The 15,481-nt window shown below is 73.4% G+C and carries 11 protein-coding genes; 9 read left to right on the top strand and 2 right to left on the bottom strand.

Annotation, left to right across the window (positions count from 1 at the left end; genetic code table 11):
* Positions 1–116: 116 nt before the first annotated feature.
* Together ABZ948_RS15130 and ABZ948_RS15125 are read right to left on the bottom strand one after the other, a co-directional pair.
* Positions 117–1,727 carry an NADH-ubiquinone oxidoreductase-F iron-sulfur binding region domain-containing protein gene (locus tag ABZ948_RS15130; RefSeq protein WP_359759606.1) on the bottom strand — a complete coding sequence of 537 codons (1,611 nt, stop codon included), beginning with the start codon at positions 1,725–1,727 and terminating at the stop codon, positions 117–119.
* Positions 1,724–2,989 carry a cytochrome b/b6 domain-containing protein gene (locus tag ABZ948_RS15125; RefSeq protein ID WP_359759604.1) on the bottom strand — a complete coding sequence of 422 codons (1,266 nt, stop codon included), beginning with the start codon at positions 2,987–2,989 and terminating at the stop codon, positions 1,724–1,726. Before ABZ948_RS15125 ends, ABZ948_RS15130 begins: the two co-directional genes overlap by 4 nt.
* 466 nt (positions 2,990–3,455) lie before the next feature.
* On the opposite strand from ABZ948_RS15125, the gene leuS reads away from it, so the two are divergent.
* The 9 genes from leuS to holA all read left to right on the top strand — a co-directional run bounded on the left by leuS (position 3,456) and on the right by holA (position 15,380).
* Complete coding sequence (leuS, locus tag ABZ948_RS15120; RefSeq protein ID WP_359759602.1) at positions 3,456–6,329, top strand: leucine--tRNA ligase; 2,874 nt, start codon at positions 3,456–3,458, stop codon at positions 6,327–6,329.
* A gap of 137 nt (positions 6,330–6,466) precedes the next feature.
* A complete protein-coding gene (locus tag ABZ948_RS15115) occupies positions 6,467–7,207 on the top strand; it encodes a hypothetical protein (protein ID WP_359759600.1) in 741 nt (246 codons plus the stop codon).
* 72 nt (positions 7,208–7,279) lie between these two features.
* Positions 7,280–8,125 carry a DegV family protein gene (locus ABZ948_RS15110; protein WP_359759598.1) on the top strand — a complete coding sequence of 282 codons (846 nt, stop codon included), beginning with the start codon at positions 7,280–7,282 and terminating at the stop codon, positions 8,123–8,125.
* 275 nt (positions 8,126–8,400) lie between these two features.
* Positions 8,401–9,561, top strand: a complete 1,161-nt coding sequence (locus ABZ948_RS15105; RefSeq protein ID WP_435857505.1) for a ComEA family DNA-binding protein — start codon at positions 8,401–8,403, stop codon at positions 9,559–9,561.
* Positions 9,558–12,170: a ComEC/Rec2 family competence protein gene (locus ABZ948_RS15100; protein WP_435857504.1), complete on the top strand. Its 2,613-nt coding sequence runs from the start codon at positions 9,558–9,560 to the stop codon at positions 12,168–12,170. Before ABZ948_RS15105 ends, ABZ948_RS15100 begins: the two co-directional genes overlap by 4 nt.
* 4 nt (positions 12,171–12,174) lie before the next feature.
* Positions 12,175–13,005, top strand: coding sequence for an arylamine N-acetyltransferase family protein (locus tag ABZ948_RS15095; protein WP_359759594.1), 831 nt, complete (start codon positions 12,175–12,177; stop codon positions 13,003–13,005).
* 173 nt (positions 13,006–13,178) lie between these two features.
* A complete protein-coding gene (locus ABZ948_RS15090) occupies positions 13,179–14,060 on the top strand; it encodes a YceI family protein (RefSeq protein WP_359759592.1) in 882 nt (293 codons plus the stop codon).
* A 38-nt stretch (positions 14,061–14,098) separates the two neighbouring features.
* Positions 14,099–14,344: a hypothetical protein gene (locus tag ABZ948_RS15085; RefSeq protein ID WP_359759590.1), complete on the top strand. Its 246-nt coding sequence runs from the start codon at positions 14,099–14,101 to the stop codon at positions 14,342–14,344.
* 46 nt (positions 14,345–14,390) lie between these two features.
* Entirely contained in the window at positions 14,391–15,380 is a 990-nt protein-coding gene (holA, locus tag ABZ948_RS15080) for a DNA polymerase III subunit delta (protein WP_359759588.1), read from the top strand.
* The last annotated feature ends 101 nt before the right edge of the window (positions 15,381–15,481 follow it).

The raw sequence follows: 15,481 nt of genomic DNA, 5'->3' as shown, positions 1-15,481 counted from the left end.
CGAGCAGCAACAACCCCGCGCTCACCAGCAGCGTCACATGCAGCCCGTGCACGAACGCGTCCCGGGCGGCATGCCGCAGGGCAGCCCCCGCCGCAGGGAACCCGCCGTACGTCCGCTCAGCGGCCCAGAGCGCGGCGACCGCGGCCCTGGGAGAGGACTGGGAGGTTGCGGGAGGGCGCGCCCGGTGCGCCCGACTCCTCGATGCGCAGCGCCAGCGCCGGGCAGCGGCGCACCGCGCGTAGAGCCTTCGCCTCGGCGTACCGCGGCACCTGCGCCTGCGCCACGGTCGGGAAGCCGTCGGCGCCCAGCTGGAACACCTCCGGGAGGATGTCCGCGCACAGGCCGTGGCCCCGGCACAGTGTCCAGTCGACGTAGATCTTCTGGCGGCTCGGGCCGTTCTCCTCGGACTCGCCGCCGCCCGGGATGCCCGTCGGGGCCCTGCCGCCCTCGAAGAGCGGCAGAACGCCCTCCACGCGCCGTCCGCAGCCGTTGCCGAGGACATGGGCCGCCAGGTCGTCCGTGAACGCCTTGATGGTCGACTCCAGGAACATCGCGGAGCCGTCCGGGTGGGAGCAGGCGCCGCGTCGCTTCACGTTCTTGGCGACCTGCTTGAGCGCCTCCAGGGCGGCCGGTCCGCCGCCGTTGAGGATGTCCTCCATGCCGCGCGCGGCGGCCGGCAGGCCGAGGTAGCAGGGGCCGCACTGCCCCGCGCTCTCCTCGGCCAGCCACTGGGCGACCCGCAGCGACTCGCCCAGCGGGCAGGTGTCCTGACTGATCGGCAGGATCGCGCCGGCGCCCAGCGAGCCGCCCACGGCGTCCAGGGAGTTGCGGGAGACGATCGCCTCGTTGACCGTCGCCGCGTCGATCCACTTGCCGTGGTAGCCGCCGGTGAGCACGCCCTGCGGCACCGGCGGCGCGCCGGCCAGCTGCAGGACGTAGCGAAGCGGCACACCCGTCGGGACCTCGATCACCATGGGGCGGGCCACCGCCCCGGAGACCGTGAGCATGACCGTGCCCGGCTCGTCGTACAGGCCGGTGTTGCCGTAGCGCTCCGGGCCGATGCGGGCGGCGATGGCCAGCTGGGCGAAGGTCTCGGCGTTGGACAGCAGGGTGGGGGCGCCGCCGACGCCGTTCTGCGAGGCGCTGACCTTGCGGCCGGGCGGGACCGCGGGGCCGCCGTCGATCGAGCGGATCAGCGACGCGGCGGCGCCGGTGACCATGCGGACCGGGTTGCGCTGCACGCGCGCGCGGAGCGCCGAACGCCGGCCGTTGCTGAGGCCGCGTTCGGCGAGGGCGGCCTCCATGGAGCGCTGTGTGGACTCACGGGTGACCCCCACCACGAGCGTGCGGGCACCCAGGGCCTCGGCGCACAGCAGTGCGCCGTCCAGGATGAGGTGCGGGGCACGGTTGATCAGCACCGTGTCCTTGCGGCAGGCCGGTTCGTCCTCGCTGCCGTTCACGACGACGACCGGCCGGACGCCGCGCTTGATCGCCGCCTCGGCGACCGAGCGCAGCTTCTTGTGGAAGGGGAAGCCCGCGCCGCCGCGGCCCTTCAGGTTGATGCGTTCGGCGAGCTGCGCGAGCTGCTCGCCGCCCATCGGCTCGAGCGGCCCGTGCACCTTCAGATGCATGGGCAGATCGAGCCGATCGACAAGGTCGAAGCCCGACGTGAGCTGGGGAAGACCGACCACGCGGACTTCGGGTACGTCGGGCAGGGCCTCGTTCACTTAAAGCCTCCGGAAGGCGTGTTCCAAGGTTCGCCCGATCCCGGTGCGTCGAAGTCGTAGGACGCACCGGGCAGTGTTTCAGTGGCGGGACCGCTGTTGTACGTGTCGTTCGGGTAGTACGTGTCGTAGACGGCGTTCGTCTCACCCGTGTCGTACACGTCACTCGATCCATAGCCGGAGGCGCCTGAATTGCCATAGGCCGGGATGCTTTGTCCGGTGTCCTGCAGGGGGTCGTAGGGCGGGATGTTGAAGCCCGTGTCCTGGAGCGGGTCGTAGGCCGACGGCGGGGCCTCGCCGACCGGCGGCGGGGACGGGATCGGCCAGTTGCCGGAGGTGCTGGAGGGGCCGTCCACGGTCGGGATGGTCTCGGTGGGCTGCATGTCCAGCGGCAGCTCCATGCGGGTGGCCGGGCCGGGCGCGAAGGCCTGGTCCCGCGGCGGGCCCGAGACGGCGCGGTAGGCCGCGGCGAAGCCGCTCACCGGCTCCTGGGGCGCGGCGGGGCGCTCCGCCTTCTCGTACAGCGGCGCCGACGGGGACGCCGCGGCCCTCCCGGACGTGTCCCGGCCCTCGTAGCCGGGCAGCGCGGAGCCGGCGCTGGCCCGGGCCCGGCTCTCCTCCAGGTCCCTGCGGCCCTGGCCCTCGCCGGGCCCGATGAGCGAGGCGATCTTGTCGGCGACCTTGCGCTTGACCGGGCGCGGGGCCGCGCGCAGCGCGAGGGCTCCGGCCACCCCGGCCAGGGACAGGCAGTACAGGATGATGAAGATCGGCTTCGCCGCGCGACCCGCGTAGAGGCCGTGCACGAGGGCGGCGCACCAGGCCGGGTAGGCCAGCATGTGCATGGCCCGCCAGCGGGCCGCGACCGGCGCGGGGGACGCGAAGCGGTTGCGCAGTACGCCGGTGATCCCCACGAAGATCATGAGCATGCCCGCCAGGGTGCCCAGGCCGATCAGGAACGACCTGCCCGCGACCAGCTCGTCGTCGGTGAGCAGCAGCCCGAAGGGGATCACGACGGCGACCCACGAGGTGTGGGACAGGGCCACCTTCACCCCGATGTGCACCAGCAGGAAGAGGATCGAGGCGACGGCCGTGGTCCGGTGCACGGCCTGCGCCAGGATGCGCCTGCGGGCGTCGAGCAGGATCCGGTCCTGGGCGACCAGGCCCCAGATCACCGAGCAGGTCAGGCATACGAGGGACAGCACGCCCGCACCGAAGTTGAGGAACTCGGCGAAGGAGTCGTCTGCCGTGGAGTCGTAGGGGTTCACGGCCTGCCTCCCCGGATCCCGACGAGCGGGGCGAGTGGGGCGGTACTGCGATGAGGGTTCATGGGGGCAACTCCGAGCGGTTCGGGAAAGCGGTCCCGCTGCCGCACTCTAAGCGGAGCCATACCGATGGGTACGAGGTTTGAGTTATTGCGTTGTTATCAAAGGACAATGTGGTTGTTGTGATGTCCCTTAGTGACTGTTACGCGAAGTAACTTTTGACCCTGGTTCAGCTTTTCGGCACCGAGACGGCCCACCGGAAGCGCGTCGCGGCGCGCTGGGGGCCTGCGGTACCCTAACGCCATGCGTGCCGTACGCCTTCTGCTTAGCGGGCCGCGCTGATCAGTCCCGGCCACCGGACGAGTCGAGTGGCCGGAATCGGCGCGGCGTCCCCTCCTGTGCGAGGGGATTTTTCGTTTCTCGAACCACACAGCCGCAGGCAGAGACGATCGATGGAGCTTTGAGGATCATGAGCGAGACGAACCCCGCGGCCACCTCCGAGGTGGCCGCGCCGCACCGCTACACGGCCGCGACGGCTGCCGAGATCGAAGCACGCTGGCAGGACTTCTGGGACGCGGACGGCACCTACGCCGCGCCCAACCCCAAGGGTGACCTGGCGGGCGACCGGGAGATCGCCGCCCGGCCCAAGAAGTTCATCATGGACATGTTCCCGTACCCCTCCGGAGCGGGCCTGCACGTCGGCCACCCCCTGGGCTACATCGCCACGGACGTCTTCGCCCGCTTCCAGCGGATGACCGGCCACAACGTCCTGCACACCCTGGGCTTCGACGCCTTCGGCCTGCCCGCCGAGCAGTACGCGGTGCAGACCGGCACGCACCCGCGCGTGTCCACCGAAGCCAACATGGAGAACATGAAGTCCCAGCTGCGCCGGCTGGGCCTGGGCCACGACAAGCGCCGCTCGTTCGCCACGATCGACCCGGACTACTACAAGTGGACCCAGTGGATCTTCCTGCAGATCTTCAACTCCTGGTACGACCACGACGCCCGGCGGGCCCGCCCGATCGCCGAGCTGGTCGCCGAGTTCGAGTCCGGTGAGCGGCCCGTTCCCGGGCACACGCGCGCGTGGAGCGAGCTGAGCGCCGCCGAGAAGGCCGACGTCCTGGGCGAGTTCCGGCTGGCCTACGCCTCCGACGCGCCGGTCAACTGGTGCCCCGGGCTGGGCACCGTGCTGGCCAACGAGGAGGTCACCGCCGAGGGCCGCTCCGAGCGCGGCAACTTCCCGGTCTTCAAGGCCAAGCTGCGCCAGTGGAACATGCGCATCACCGCGTACGCCGACCGGCTGCTGGACGACCTGGAGGAGCTGGACTGGCCCGAGGCCATCAAGCTGCAGCAGCGCAACTGGATCGGCCGCTCCGAGGGCGCCCGCGTCGACTTCCCGATCGACGGCGAGCGCATCACCGTCTTCACGACCCGCCCGGACACCCTGTTCGGCGCCACCTACATGGTGCTGGCGCCCGAGCACCCGCTGGTCGAGAAGTTCACCCCGGCCGCCTGGCCGGAGGGCACCCACGAGGTGTGGACCGGCGGTCACGCCACCCCCGCCGAGGCCGTCGCCGCCTACCGCGCCCAGGCCGCCTCGAAGTCCGACGTCGAGCGCCAGGCCGAGGCCAAGGACAAGACCGGCGTCTTCATCGGCGCGTACGCCACCAACCCGGTCAACGGCGAGCAGGTCCCGGTCTTCATCGCCGACTACGTCCTGATGGGCTACGGCACCGGCGCGATCATGGCCGTCCCCGCCGGCGACCAGCGCGACTTCGAGTTCGCCCGCGCCTTCGAGCTGCCGATCACCTGCATCGTCGAGCCGACCGACGGTCGCGGCACGGACACCTCCACCTGGGAGGACGCCTTCTCGTCGTACGACGCGAAGATCATCAACTCGTCGAACGACGAGGTCAGCCTGGACGGCCTGGGCGTCGTCGAGGCCAAGGCGCGCATCACCGAATGGCTGGAAAGCAAGGGCGTCGGCGAGGGCACCGTCAACTTCCGGCTGCGCGACTGGCTGTTCAGCCGCCAGCGCTACTGGGGCGAGCCCTTCCCGATCGTCTACGACGAGGACGGCATCGCCCACGCGCTGCCCGAGTCGATGCTGCCGCTGGAGCTGCCCGAGGTCGAGGACTACTCGCCGCGCACCTTCGACCCGGACGACGCCGACACCCAGCCCGAGACGCCGCTGTCGCGCAACGAGGACTGGGTCAACGTCACGCTGGACCTGGGCGACGGCCCGAAGAAGTACCGGCGCGAGACCAACACCATGCCCAACTGGGCCGGTTCCTGCTGGTACGAGCTGCGCTACCTGGACCCGCACAACAGCGACAAGCTGGTCGACCCCGAGATCGAGCAGTACTGGATGGGCCCGCGCGAGGGCCAGCCGCACGGCGGCGTCGACCTGTACGTCGGCGGAGCCGAGCACGCCGTGCTGCACCTGCTGTACGCCCGCTTCTGGTCCAAGGTCCTGTACGACCTGGGGCACGTCTCCTCGGCGGAGCCGTTCCACAAGCTGTTCAACCAGGGCATGATCCAGGCCTACGTCTACCGCGACAGCCGTGGCATCGCGGTGCCCGCCGCCGAGGTGGAGGAGCGCGACGGCGCCTACTACTACCAGGGCGAGAAGGTCTCCCGCCTGCTGGGCAAGATGGGCAAGTCCCTGAAGAACGCCGTCACGCCGGACGAGATCTGCGCCGAGTACGGGGCCGACACGCTGCGCCTGTACGAGATGGCGATGGGCCCGCTGGACGTCTCCCGGCCGTGGGACACGCGCGCGGTGGTCGGCCAGTTCCGGCTGCTGCAGCGGCTGTGGCGCAACATCGTCGACGAGGCGACCGGCGAGGTCACCGTCGTCGACGCCGAGCCCGACGAGGAGACGCTGCGCGCCCTGCACAAGGCGATCGACGGGGTGCGCGGGGACCTGGAGGGCATGCGATTCAACACCGCCATCGCCAAGGTCACCGAGCTGAACAACCACCTGACCAAGGCGGGCGGGGCCGTACCACGCTCCGTCGCCGAGCCGCTGGTGCTGATGGTCGCGCCGCTGGCCCCGCACATCGCCGAGGAACTGTGGCGCAAGCTGGGGCACACCGACTCGGTCGTCCACCAGGACTTCCCGGTCGCCGACCCGCAGTACGTGGTCGACGAGACCGTGACCTGCGTCGTGCAGGTCAAGGGCAAGGTCAAGGCGCGGCTGGAGGTCTCGCCGTCGATCTCCGAGGACGAGCTGGAGAAGGTCGCCCTGGCCGACGAGAAGGTCGTCGCCGCGCTGGGCGGGGCCGGGATCCGGAAGGTGATCGTGCGCGCGCCCAAGCTGGTGAACATCGTTCCGGCGTAACGCGAGGGACTGCGGGCCACTCTCGGGGTGGTCCCCTACGGGCAGGTTCGGGGTCTTTCTGGAACTCCGGACCTGCCTGTTGCGTTTACCGTTGAAGAGCGACGCGAAGTGTCACGCGACATTCCGAGGAGGAGCCGGTGGAAGCAGTGATCGCAGTATTCGCCCTGCTCTTCGTGCTCTTTCTCGGGCTCGGCGCCTACGCGACCGTGAAGGTCGTCGGTGCCGCCAAGCGCGGCGTGGACCGCGGCATCACCCAGGCCCGCCGCACGGTCGAGGACCACACCCTGCGGGCCAAGTCCTTCGCCCAGCTCGGCGCCGCGGGCGAGCTGGCCCAGCTCCGGCTCACCCTGCGCACGTCGATGCGCGCCACGCAGGACGCGCTGCACGCGGCCGTCGCCGAGGACACCTCCCTGAAGGAGTCCCTGAGCCTCTTCGAACGCCTCAGCGCCCACGGCCACGAGCTGGACGACGAGCTCAAGCGCCTGGAATCCGAGCCGGACCGCACGGCGCTCGCCGAGCGGCTGCCCGAGCTGCGCGAGCGCACCGAGCGCATCAAGCGGTCCGCGGACTCGCTGCGCTGGGCGGCCCGGGACCGCGCCCGCCGCTTCGCCGAGGATGACCTGGACACGCTCAGCGCGCAGATCGACGTGGAGGCCGGCGCGTTGCGGCACTGGGCGACGCCGTCGGAGTCCCCGACCACCGCCCCGCCGCCCTGGCCCGAGGCACCCGCCGCCGACGCCGCCACGGCCGGGCAGACCTGGCCGGAGACCCCGCAGTCGAGTCCGGCGTCCGAGCCGACACGGCCCGCCATCACCCCGCCGGGGCCGCGTCCCACCTACCCCTGGCAGAAGAAACCCCGCCCCGAGAGCACCACTTGATCCGGCCACGCGCGCAGCGGAGCCGAGGGGCCGGGCTGCCGCACGGGCACTACGGCAGGTAACCTCCAGCTCATGTCCCGCCATGTCGCGATCGTCACCGATTCAACGGCCTACCTGCCGGCCCGGACGATGGAGCGTCACGGCATCACAGCGGTGCCTCTGACCGTGGTCCTCGGCGACCGCGCCCTGGAGGAGGGCACCGAGATCTCGACCCGCGCCCTCGCCCAGGCTTTGCAGAAGCGGCGCCCGGTGACGACCTCGCGGCCCAGTCCCGCGGTCTTCGAGGAGACGTACCGCAAGGTCGCCGAGTCCGGTGCCACCGGCATCGTCTCCCTCCACCTCTCCGCCGAGCTCTCCGGCACGTACGACGCGGCCGTCGTCGCCGCGCGGCAGGCGCCGGTGCCGGTGCGGGTGGTGGACACCGGCATGATCGCGATGGCGCTCGGGTTCTGCGCGCTCTCCGCCGCGGAGGCCGCGGAGTCCGGCGGCACGGTGGACGAGGCCGTGACGGCCGCGGAGAAGCGCGCCGCGGGCACGTCCGCCTACTTCTACGTCGACACCCTCGACTACCTGCGCCGGGGCGGCCGCATCGGCGCCGCGCAGGCCCTGCTGGGCTCGGCGCTCGCGGTGAAGCCGTTGCTGCAGCTGGCCGACGGCCGCATCGAGCCGCTGGAGAAGGTGCGGACCGCGTCCAAGGCGATCGCCCGGCTGGAGGAGATCGCCGCGGAGCGCGCGGGCAGCGGCCAGGTCGACGTCGCCGTCCACCATCTCGCCGCCCCGGACCGGGCGTCGGCCCTCGCGGACCGGCTGCGGGCCCGGGTGTCCGGGCTGGCCGATCTGCATGTCAGCGAGGTCGGGGCGGTGATCGGGGCGCATACGGGGCCCGGGCTGCTGGCCGTGGTGGTTTCGCCCCGGTGAACGTTGCAGCGGGGCTCCGGTCACCCGTGTGAGGGGCGGAGTTTTCCACAACCGGTGGCTTGTCCCCGGGAATTGACCAAGATCATCGCGGGTGGGTCGATGTGGCCGATCCTCGTCGCATGGCACTTCGATCACGTTCACGCACAGCGACCGCGACCAGCGGGCCGGGCCGTGCGCCCGCGTCCGACGGCCGGGTCCGTCATCGCCGGCCCGCTGCACGCGGGCGGGCTCGGCAGCGACACGCCTCGGCGGAGGAACTCCGCAGGCGCGCCGGGGTGTTGTTCGGCCCGTATGCCGAGCCGGTCGAACAGGCCGGGGAGCGCCGGGAGTCGGGGCAGGGGCCGCCCGGCTCCGGGGGCGTCGGCGGGGCGGGGCACGGAGCGGCGGCGGCCCGGCCTGATGGGGAGCCCGTCGCCCGGGCGGTCGCGGCAGAGGGCGAGGCCGGGTGTGCCGGGGAGGGGGCCTTGCGTGCCGGGGAGGGGGCCTTGCGGGAGCGGGACGGCCGCGCTGCGGAGGGTTCCTGGCGGGAGCCGGCTGGGCTTGCCGGGGAGGGTTCCTGGCGGGAGCCGGCTGGGCTTGCCGCAGAGGGTTCCTGGCGGGAGCGGACGGGTCGCGCCGCGGAGGGTTCCTGGCGGGAGCGGACGGGTCGCGCCGCGGAGGGTTCCTGGCGGGAGCGGGCCGGGCTCGCGCTGCGGGAGCGTCTGCCGCTGTGGGTGCAGGCGAGGTGCGGCCTGGAGCGGCGGAGCGTGCTCGCCCTGACGGTGGTGCTGGTCGTCGCGGCGGCGTTCGCCGTGCAGCACTTCTGGGCCGGGCGGACCCAGTCCGTGCGGCCGCCCGAGGTGGTGCGGGCGGCGGTGCCGTACGGGCAGCGGGAGGAGAGCGGACCGGGCGAGGAGGCGCACACGCCGAGTGCTCCCGGGGCGTCCGCCGGGCCGGTGAAAGCGGGGGCGGCCGAGATCGTCGTGGACGTCGGCGGCAAGGTCCGTGAGCCCGGCATCCACCGGCTGCCGGCCGGTTCCAGAGTCGCGGACGCGCTGAGCGCGGCGGGCGGGGTGAAGCCCGGCACGGACACGGACGGTCTCAACCGCGCCCGCTTCCTCGTGGACGGCGAGCAGGTGATCGTCGGCGGCCCGGCTCCGGCCACGGGTACGGGAGCGGGCGGCTCGCCCGTCGGCAGCCCGGGCGGTGCGGCGGCAGGCGGTGCGGCGGCGGGCGGTGTGGCGGCGGGTGGTGCGATGCCGGCCGCGCCGGTCTCCCTCAACACGGCCACCCCCGACCAGCTCGACACGCTGCCGGGCGTCGGCCCGGTGCTGGCGCAGCACATCATCGACTACCGCACGCGGCACGGCGGCTTCCGCTCCGTGGACGAGCTGCGCGAGGTGAACGGCATCGGCGACCGCCGCTTCGCCGACCTGCGGAACCTCGTACGGCCATGAGGGGCGCCCTCGACACCCAGGAGGGGTCGGGCGAGGGCGTGCCGGACGCCCGCCCCGCCCGGTCGGCGCCGGACGCCCGCCCCGCCCGGTCGGCCGTGCACGCCTCCTCCGGTCACCGGCTCGGCATCGCCCGGCCGCGTCAGGAAGGGCCCACGGACCTGCGGCTCGTCCCGCCCGCCCTGGCGGCCTGGGGCACGGCGGCGCTGGTGCCGGACATGCCGGCCGGGTGGGTGGTGGGGATCGTGGCCGTCTGTCTCGTCGCCGCCGGACTGCAGGCGTCGGCCCGGCGCCGCGGGCCGGCGTCCTGGCCGCGGGCTTCGGCCGCCGCGGTGCTGCTGTGCGTCGCCGCGGCCGCCGCCTCGGCCGGGCTGCACGGGGCGGATCTGCGCCGGGGGCCCGTGCCCGGCCTGGCGCGGGCGTACGCGACGGTGACCGCCGAGGTCGAGCTCACCTCCGACCCCCGGCTCACCAAGCCCAGGGTCCGGGGCGACCATGTCGCTCCGACCGCCGTGCTGATCGACGCCGAGGTGCGGCGCGTCCACGAGACGGGTGGCGCGACGACGGTGACGCGGACACCGGTGCTGATGATCGTGGACGTGGGCTCGTCCGCCCCTGGCCGGGTGGCCGGTGGGCGGCCGGTGCGGTCGGCGTGGCTCGGGCTGCTGCCGTCGACGCGGTTGCGGGTCGCCGCGCGGCTGGCGCCCGCGATGACGGGCGGGGACCGGGTCGCGGCCGTGCTGCGGGTGCGGGGCGAGGCCGGACCGGAGGTGGTGGGAGCACCCTCGGCGGCCCAGCGGCTCGCCGGACGGCTGCGCGCCGGGCTGCGGGAGGCGACCGACGGCCTGCCGGCGGACGCCCGGGCGCTGCTGCCGGGGCTGGTCGTCGGGGACACCTCGCGCATCACCCCGGACCTGGAGGAGGCCTTCAAGGAGACCGACCTCACGCACACGCTGGCTGTGAGCGGGGCCAACTTCACGATCCTGCTGGCGCTGCTGCTCGGGCCGCCGGGCCTGGCGCAGCAGGCGGAGCGCCGGGGGCTCGCTCCTCGCCTCGGCATCTCCCTGCGGGGGACCGCGGTGCTCGGGGGCGTGCTCTCCCTCGGGTTCGTCGTGGTGTGCCGACCGGACCCCAGCGTGCTGCGGGCCGCGGCCTGCGGAGCCGTCGCGCTGCTCGCCCTCGCGACCGGCCGCCGCAGATCCCTGATCCCGGCCCTGGCGACGGCGGTCCTGCTGCTGGTGCTCTACGACCCGTGGCTGGCGCGGAGTTACGGCTTCCTGCTGTCCGTCGTGGCCACCGGCGCCCTGCTCACGCTCGCGCCGCGCTGGAGCGCCGGGCTGCGGCGGCGCGGGGTGCCGCCCAGGCTCGCCGAGGCACTGGCCGCCGCTGCCGCCGCGCAGGCCCTGTGCGCGCCCGTCGTCGCCGTGCTGTCGGCGCGGGTCAGCCTGGTGGCGGTGCCGTGCAACCTGCTCGTGGAGTTCGCGATCGCGCCGGCCACCGTGCTGGGCTTCGCGGCACTGGCCGCGGCACCGGTGGGGATGCCGGCCGCCAAGGCCCTGGCGTGGTGCGCGCAGTGGCCCGCCGAGTGGATCGCGACGGTCGCCCGGACCGGGGCCGCGCTGCCGGGTGCGGGGGTGGACTGGCCGGGCAGTTGGGCGGGCGCGGCGCTGCTCGCCGCCGTGACCCTGCTCGTGCTGCTCGCCGGACGGCGGCTGCTCCGGCACCCCTGGTGGTGCGGGGTGTGCGCCTTGCTGCTCGTGCTGGTGGTGGTGCAGCCGCCGCCGCTGACCAGGGTGGTCACGGGCTGGCCGCCGCCGGGCTGGCGGCTGGTGATGTGTGACGTGGGGCAGGGGGACGCCCTGGTGCTCGCGGCGGGCGGGGGCGCGGGCGTGGTGGTGGACGCCGGCCCCGATCCGGAACGCGTCGACCACTGCCTGCGCTCCCTCGGCGTCACCAGGATCCCGCTGGTCGTGCTCACCCACTTCCACGCCGATCACGTGGCGGGCCTGCCCGGCGTGCTGCGGGGACGGGCGGTGGGCGCGATCGAGACGACCGGCTTCGAAGAGCCCGCCGAACAGGCCGCGTTCGTGAGGAGGGCGGCGGCGGCCCGGCGGGTTCCCGTGACGCGGGCGGCGGTGGGGGAGCAGCGGCGTACGGGGCAGCTGTCCTGGCAGGTGGTGTGGCCGCCCCCGAGCCCGCCCCCGGACGCACCGCCGGGGTTGCTCCCGGCCCACCCGGCGCCGGAGGGGCCGAACGACGCCAGTGTCGCCATGCTGGTCCGGTCGGGCGGGCTGCGCCTGCTGCTCCTCGGGGACCTGGAGCCCCCGGCCCAGCGGGCGCTGGCCAGGTCACCGGCGGCCGCGGCGCTCGGGGGCGTGGACGTACTGAAGGTCGCCCACCACGGCTCGGCCTACCAGGACCCCGGCCTGATGCGTCGGGCGGCTCCGCGGCTCGCGCTCATCTCCTGCGGTGAGAACAACATGTACGGACACCCGGCGCCCGGCACGGTCGCGGCGCTGCGCGCCGGGGGCGCGACCGTGCTGCGGACGGACCGGGACGGCGCGCTGGCGGTCGTAGGAGGGGGCGGGGAGCTGAGCGTGGCGCGAGACTGAGGGCATGGACTCAGCACAGGTCGATGCCTACCTCCGCCGACTGGGAGTGGAGCACCCGGCGTGGCCCACCGTCGACGTGCTGCGCGAGCTGCACCTGTGCCATCTGCGGACGGTGCCGTTCGAGAACCTCTCCATCCATCTCGGCGAGGAGATCGTGCTGGAAGAGGAGCGGCTGCTGGAGAAGGTGGTCGGCGCGCGGCGGGGCGGGTTCTGCTACGAACTCAACGGCGCCTTCGGGGCGTTGCTGGCCGCGCTGGGGTACGACGTGGCGCTGCTCGCGGCGCGGGTGTACGGGCCGGAGGAGCGGCTGGGGATCCCGTACGACCATCTCGCGCTGCGGGTGCGGACGGTGGACGGGGGTGACTGGCTGGCCGACGTCGGATTCGGGGCGCACAGCCACCTGCCGCTGGCGTTCGGGGACCGGGGGGAGCAGGAGGACCCCGGGGGCACGTTCCGGATCGTGGAGGCGGGGCCGGACGCGGCCGGGGTGCGCGGCGGGCACGACACGGTGGAGGCGGCGGACCTGGACGTCATCCGTGACGGCACACCGCAGTACCGCCTGGAGGTGCGGCCGCGGGTGCTCGGCGACTTCGTGGCCGGGGCGTGGTGGCACAGCACGTCGCCGGTGTCGCACTTCACGCGGTCGCTGGTCTGCTCGCGGGTCACGGAGGACGGAGGGAGGACCACGCTCAGCGGGCGCCGGCTCACGGTGACATCGGCCGAGGGGGCGCGGGAGGAGCGGGAGCTGGGGACGGACGAGGAGGTGCTCGGGGCGTACCGGGAGCGGTTCGGCATCGAACTCGACCGGCTGCCGACGCTGCCCCGGGCCGGCTAGGGATCAATTCGGTCCACACGGGGCTACTCGTGCGTAGTGCCAGCACATGTGCTGGATTCCCGTGATGTGGTCCCGTGTTGCCTCGAAAGCCTCACTGGTGGTCGAATGCGTCTTCGGCACAAGTGATCAACAGTGATCAACAGGCGATTTCGAGTCACACAGGGGAGTCGGGGATGATCGGCCGCTGGCTGGGAAGCCGAACCAACCGGGCGCAACGGACGAGTCCCCTGGCGGCGGTGCCGACGCCGCCGAGCGCCGGGGTGCTGGCCTGCCGGGTGCTGGACCCGGTCAACGAGCCGCTCCGGCACGCGGAGTTCGCGGTCACCGACGCCATGGGGCGCCCGGTGGTCAGCGGGGGAGCGGACCCGTACGGGTCGTTCGTGACGACGGTGCCCGCGGGGGAGTACCGGCTCGCGGTGTCGGCGGAGGGCTACACGCCGTACCTGGCGACCACGCAGGTCGACGAGAACGCGCTCGCCTCGCTCGGGGAGGTGACGCTGCAGCTGGCCCGGCCGCCGGAGCTGCCCGCGCCGGGCGACTGGGAGATCGAGCCGGCCCACTCCTCGATCGGCTTCACGGCGCGGCACATCGGACTGGCCCGGATCCATGGCCGGTTCACCTCCTTCGCGGGGGTCGTACGGATCGCCGACCCGGTCGAGCGGTCGGCGATGCACGTGGTGATCGACGCGGCGTCCATCGACACGAACATGCGGATGCGTGACGACCACCTGCGGTCGGCGGACTTCCTGGACGTCGAGCGGTTCCCGACCCTGGAGTTCTACAGCGAGCGGTTCGTGCACAAGGGCGGCAACCGGTGGGCCGTGACGGGCGCGCTGTCGCTGCACGGCGTGACGCGGACGGTGACGCTGGACACCGAGTACCTGGGTCTTGGCAACGGCATGGAGGGCGAGGTGCGGGCGGCCTGCCGGGCCACGACCGAGCTGCACCGGGACGACTTCACCGTGAGCTGGCAGACGATGCTGGCGCGGGGCATCGCGGTGGTCGGGCCGAGCATCCGGGTCGACCTCGATGTGCAGGTGGTCCGCAAGGGCTGAGCGGCCGGACCGCGAGGCGGTGTCGGACAATGTCCGGCGTGAGTGATGTGCGACATGTGCTGGTGCTGCCCGACCGGGATGCCGCGGAAGAGGTGGTGGAGGCGCTCGGGGAGCGGTTCGGAGTCGTCGAGGAGCCGCGGCTGGTGCGGGACGCGCTGGCCGGCGAGGACGATGCCGAGGACGCGCAGTGGCTGGTCGTCCTGAGGGACGAGGAGGGGCGGCTGGACCCCGGCGAGCTGGACCGCTTCGCGGGCGAGTGGGAGGGCTGGCGGGAGGAGCCGTAGGTCTCGGCGGATCCCGTTGTCAGTGCCGCGTGGGATGCTTGGCGCGATGGCCAGGAAGACTGCGAATGACGACCCTCTCGCCCCGGTGACGCTCGCCGTGGGCCAGGAGGACCTGCTGCTGGACCGTGCCGTGCAGGAGGTGGTGGCCGCCGCGAAGGCCGCCGACGCCGACACGGACGTGCGGGACCTGACCCCGGACCAGTTGCAGCCCGGCACGCTCGCCGAGCTGACCAGTCCGTCGCTCTTCGCGGAGCGCAAGGTGGTGGTCGTCCGCAACGCGCAGGACCTCTCGGCCGACACGGTCAAGGACGTGAAGGCGTACCTCGGGGCGCCCGCCGAGGAGATCACCCTCGTGCTGCTGCACGCCGGGGGAGCCAAGGGCAAGGGCCTGCTCGACGCGGCGCGCAAGGCGGGGGCGCGCGAGGTGGCCTGCCCGAAGATGACGAAGCCCGCGGACCGGCTGGCGTTCGTGCGGAGCGAGTTCCGGGCGACGGGCAGGTCCGCCACACCTGAGGCGTGCCAGGCGCTCGTCGACGCGATCGGGAGCGATCTGCGGGAGCTGGCCTCGGCGGTCTCCCAGCTGGTCGCGGACGTCGAGGGCACGATCGACGAGGCGGTCGTCGGGCGGTACTACACCGGGCGGGCCGAGGCGTCGAGCTTCACGGTCGCCGACCGGGCGGTCGAGGGCCGGGCGGCGGAGGCGCTGGAGGCGCTGCGCTGGTCGCTGGCGACCGGGGTGGCGCCGGTGATGATCACGAGCGCGCTGGCGCAGGGCGTGCGGGCGATCGGGAAGCTGTCGTCGGCGCGCGGGGGCCGGCCGGCCGACCTGGCGCGGGAGCTGGGCATGCCGCCGTGGAAGATCGACCGGGTGCGGCAGCAGATGCGTGGCTGGACACCGGACGGGGTGGCGACGGCGCTCCGGGCGGTGGCCGAGGCGGACGCGGGCGTGAAGGGCGGCGGCGACGACCCCGAGTACGCCCTGGAGAAGGCGGTGGTCACGATCGCCCGGGCGGCCCGCTCCCGGGGCCGCGGATAGGCGTCAGCGCCCTGCCAGGCCGGCGCGGATCAGTTGGCGGACAGGCGTCAGCAGTCTGCCGGGTCGGCGCGGATCAGTTGGCGGACAGGTGTCGGGCCGGC

Origin of the sequence: Streptomyces olindensis, assembly GCF_040645895.1 — a bacterium.
GTDB classification, from domain to species: domain Bacteria; phylum Actinomycetota; class Actinomycetes; order Streptomycetales; family Streptomycetaceae; genus Streptomyces; species Streptomyces olindensis.
Note: the sequence above shows the minus strand (reverse complement) of the source record. Positions and strands in the feature narration are given on the sequence as shown.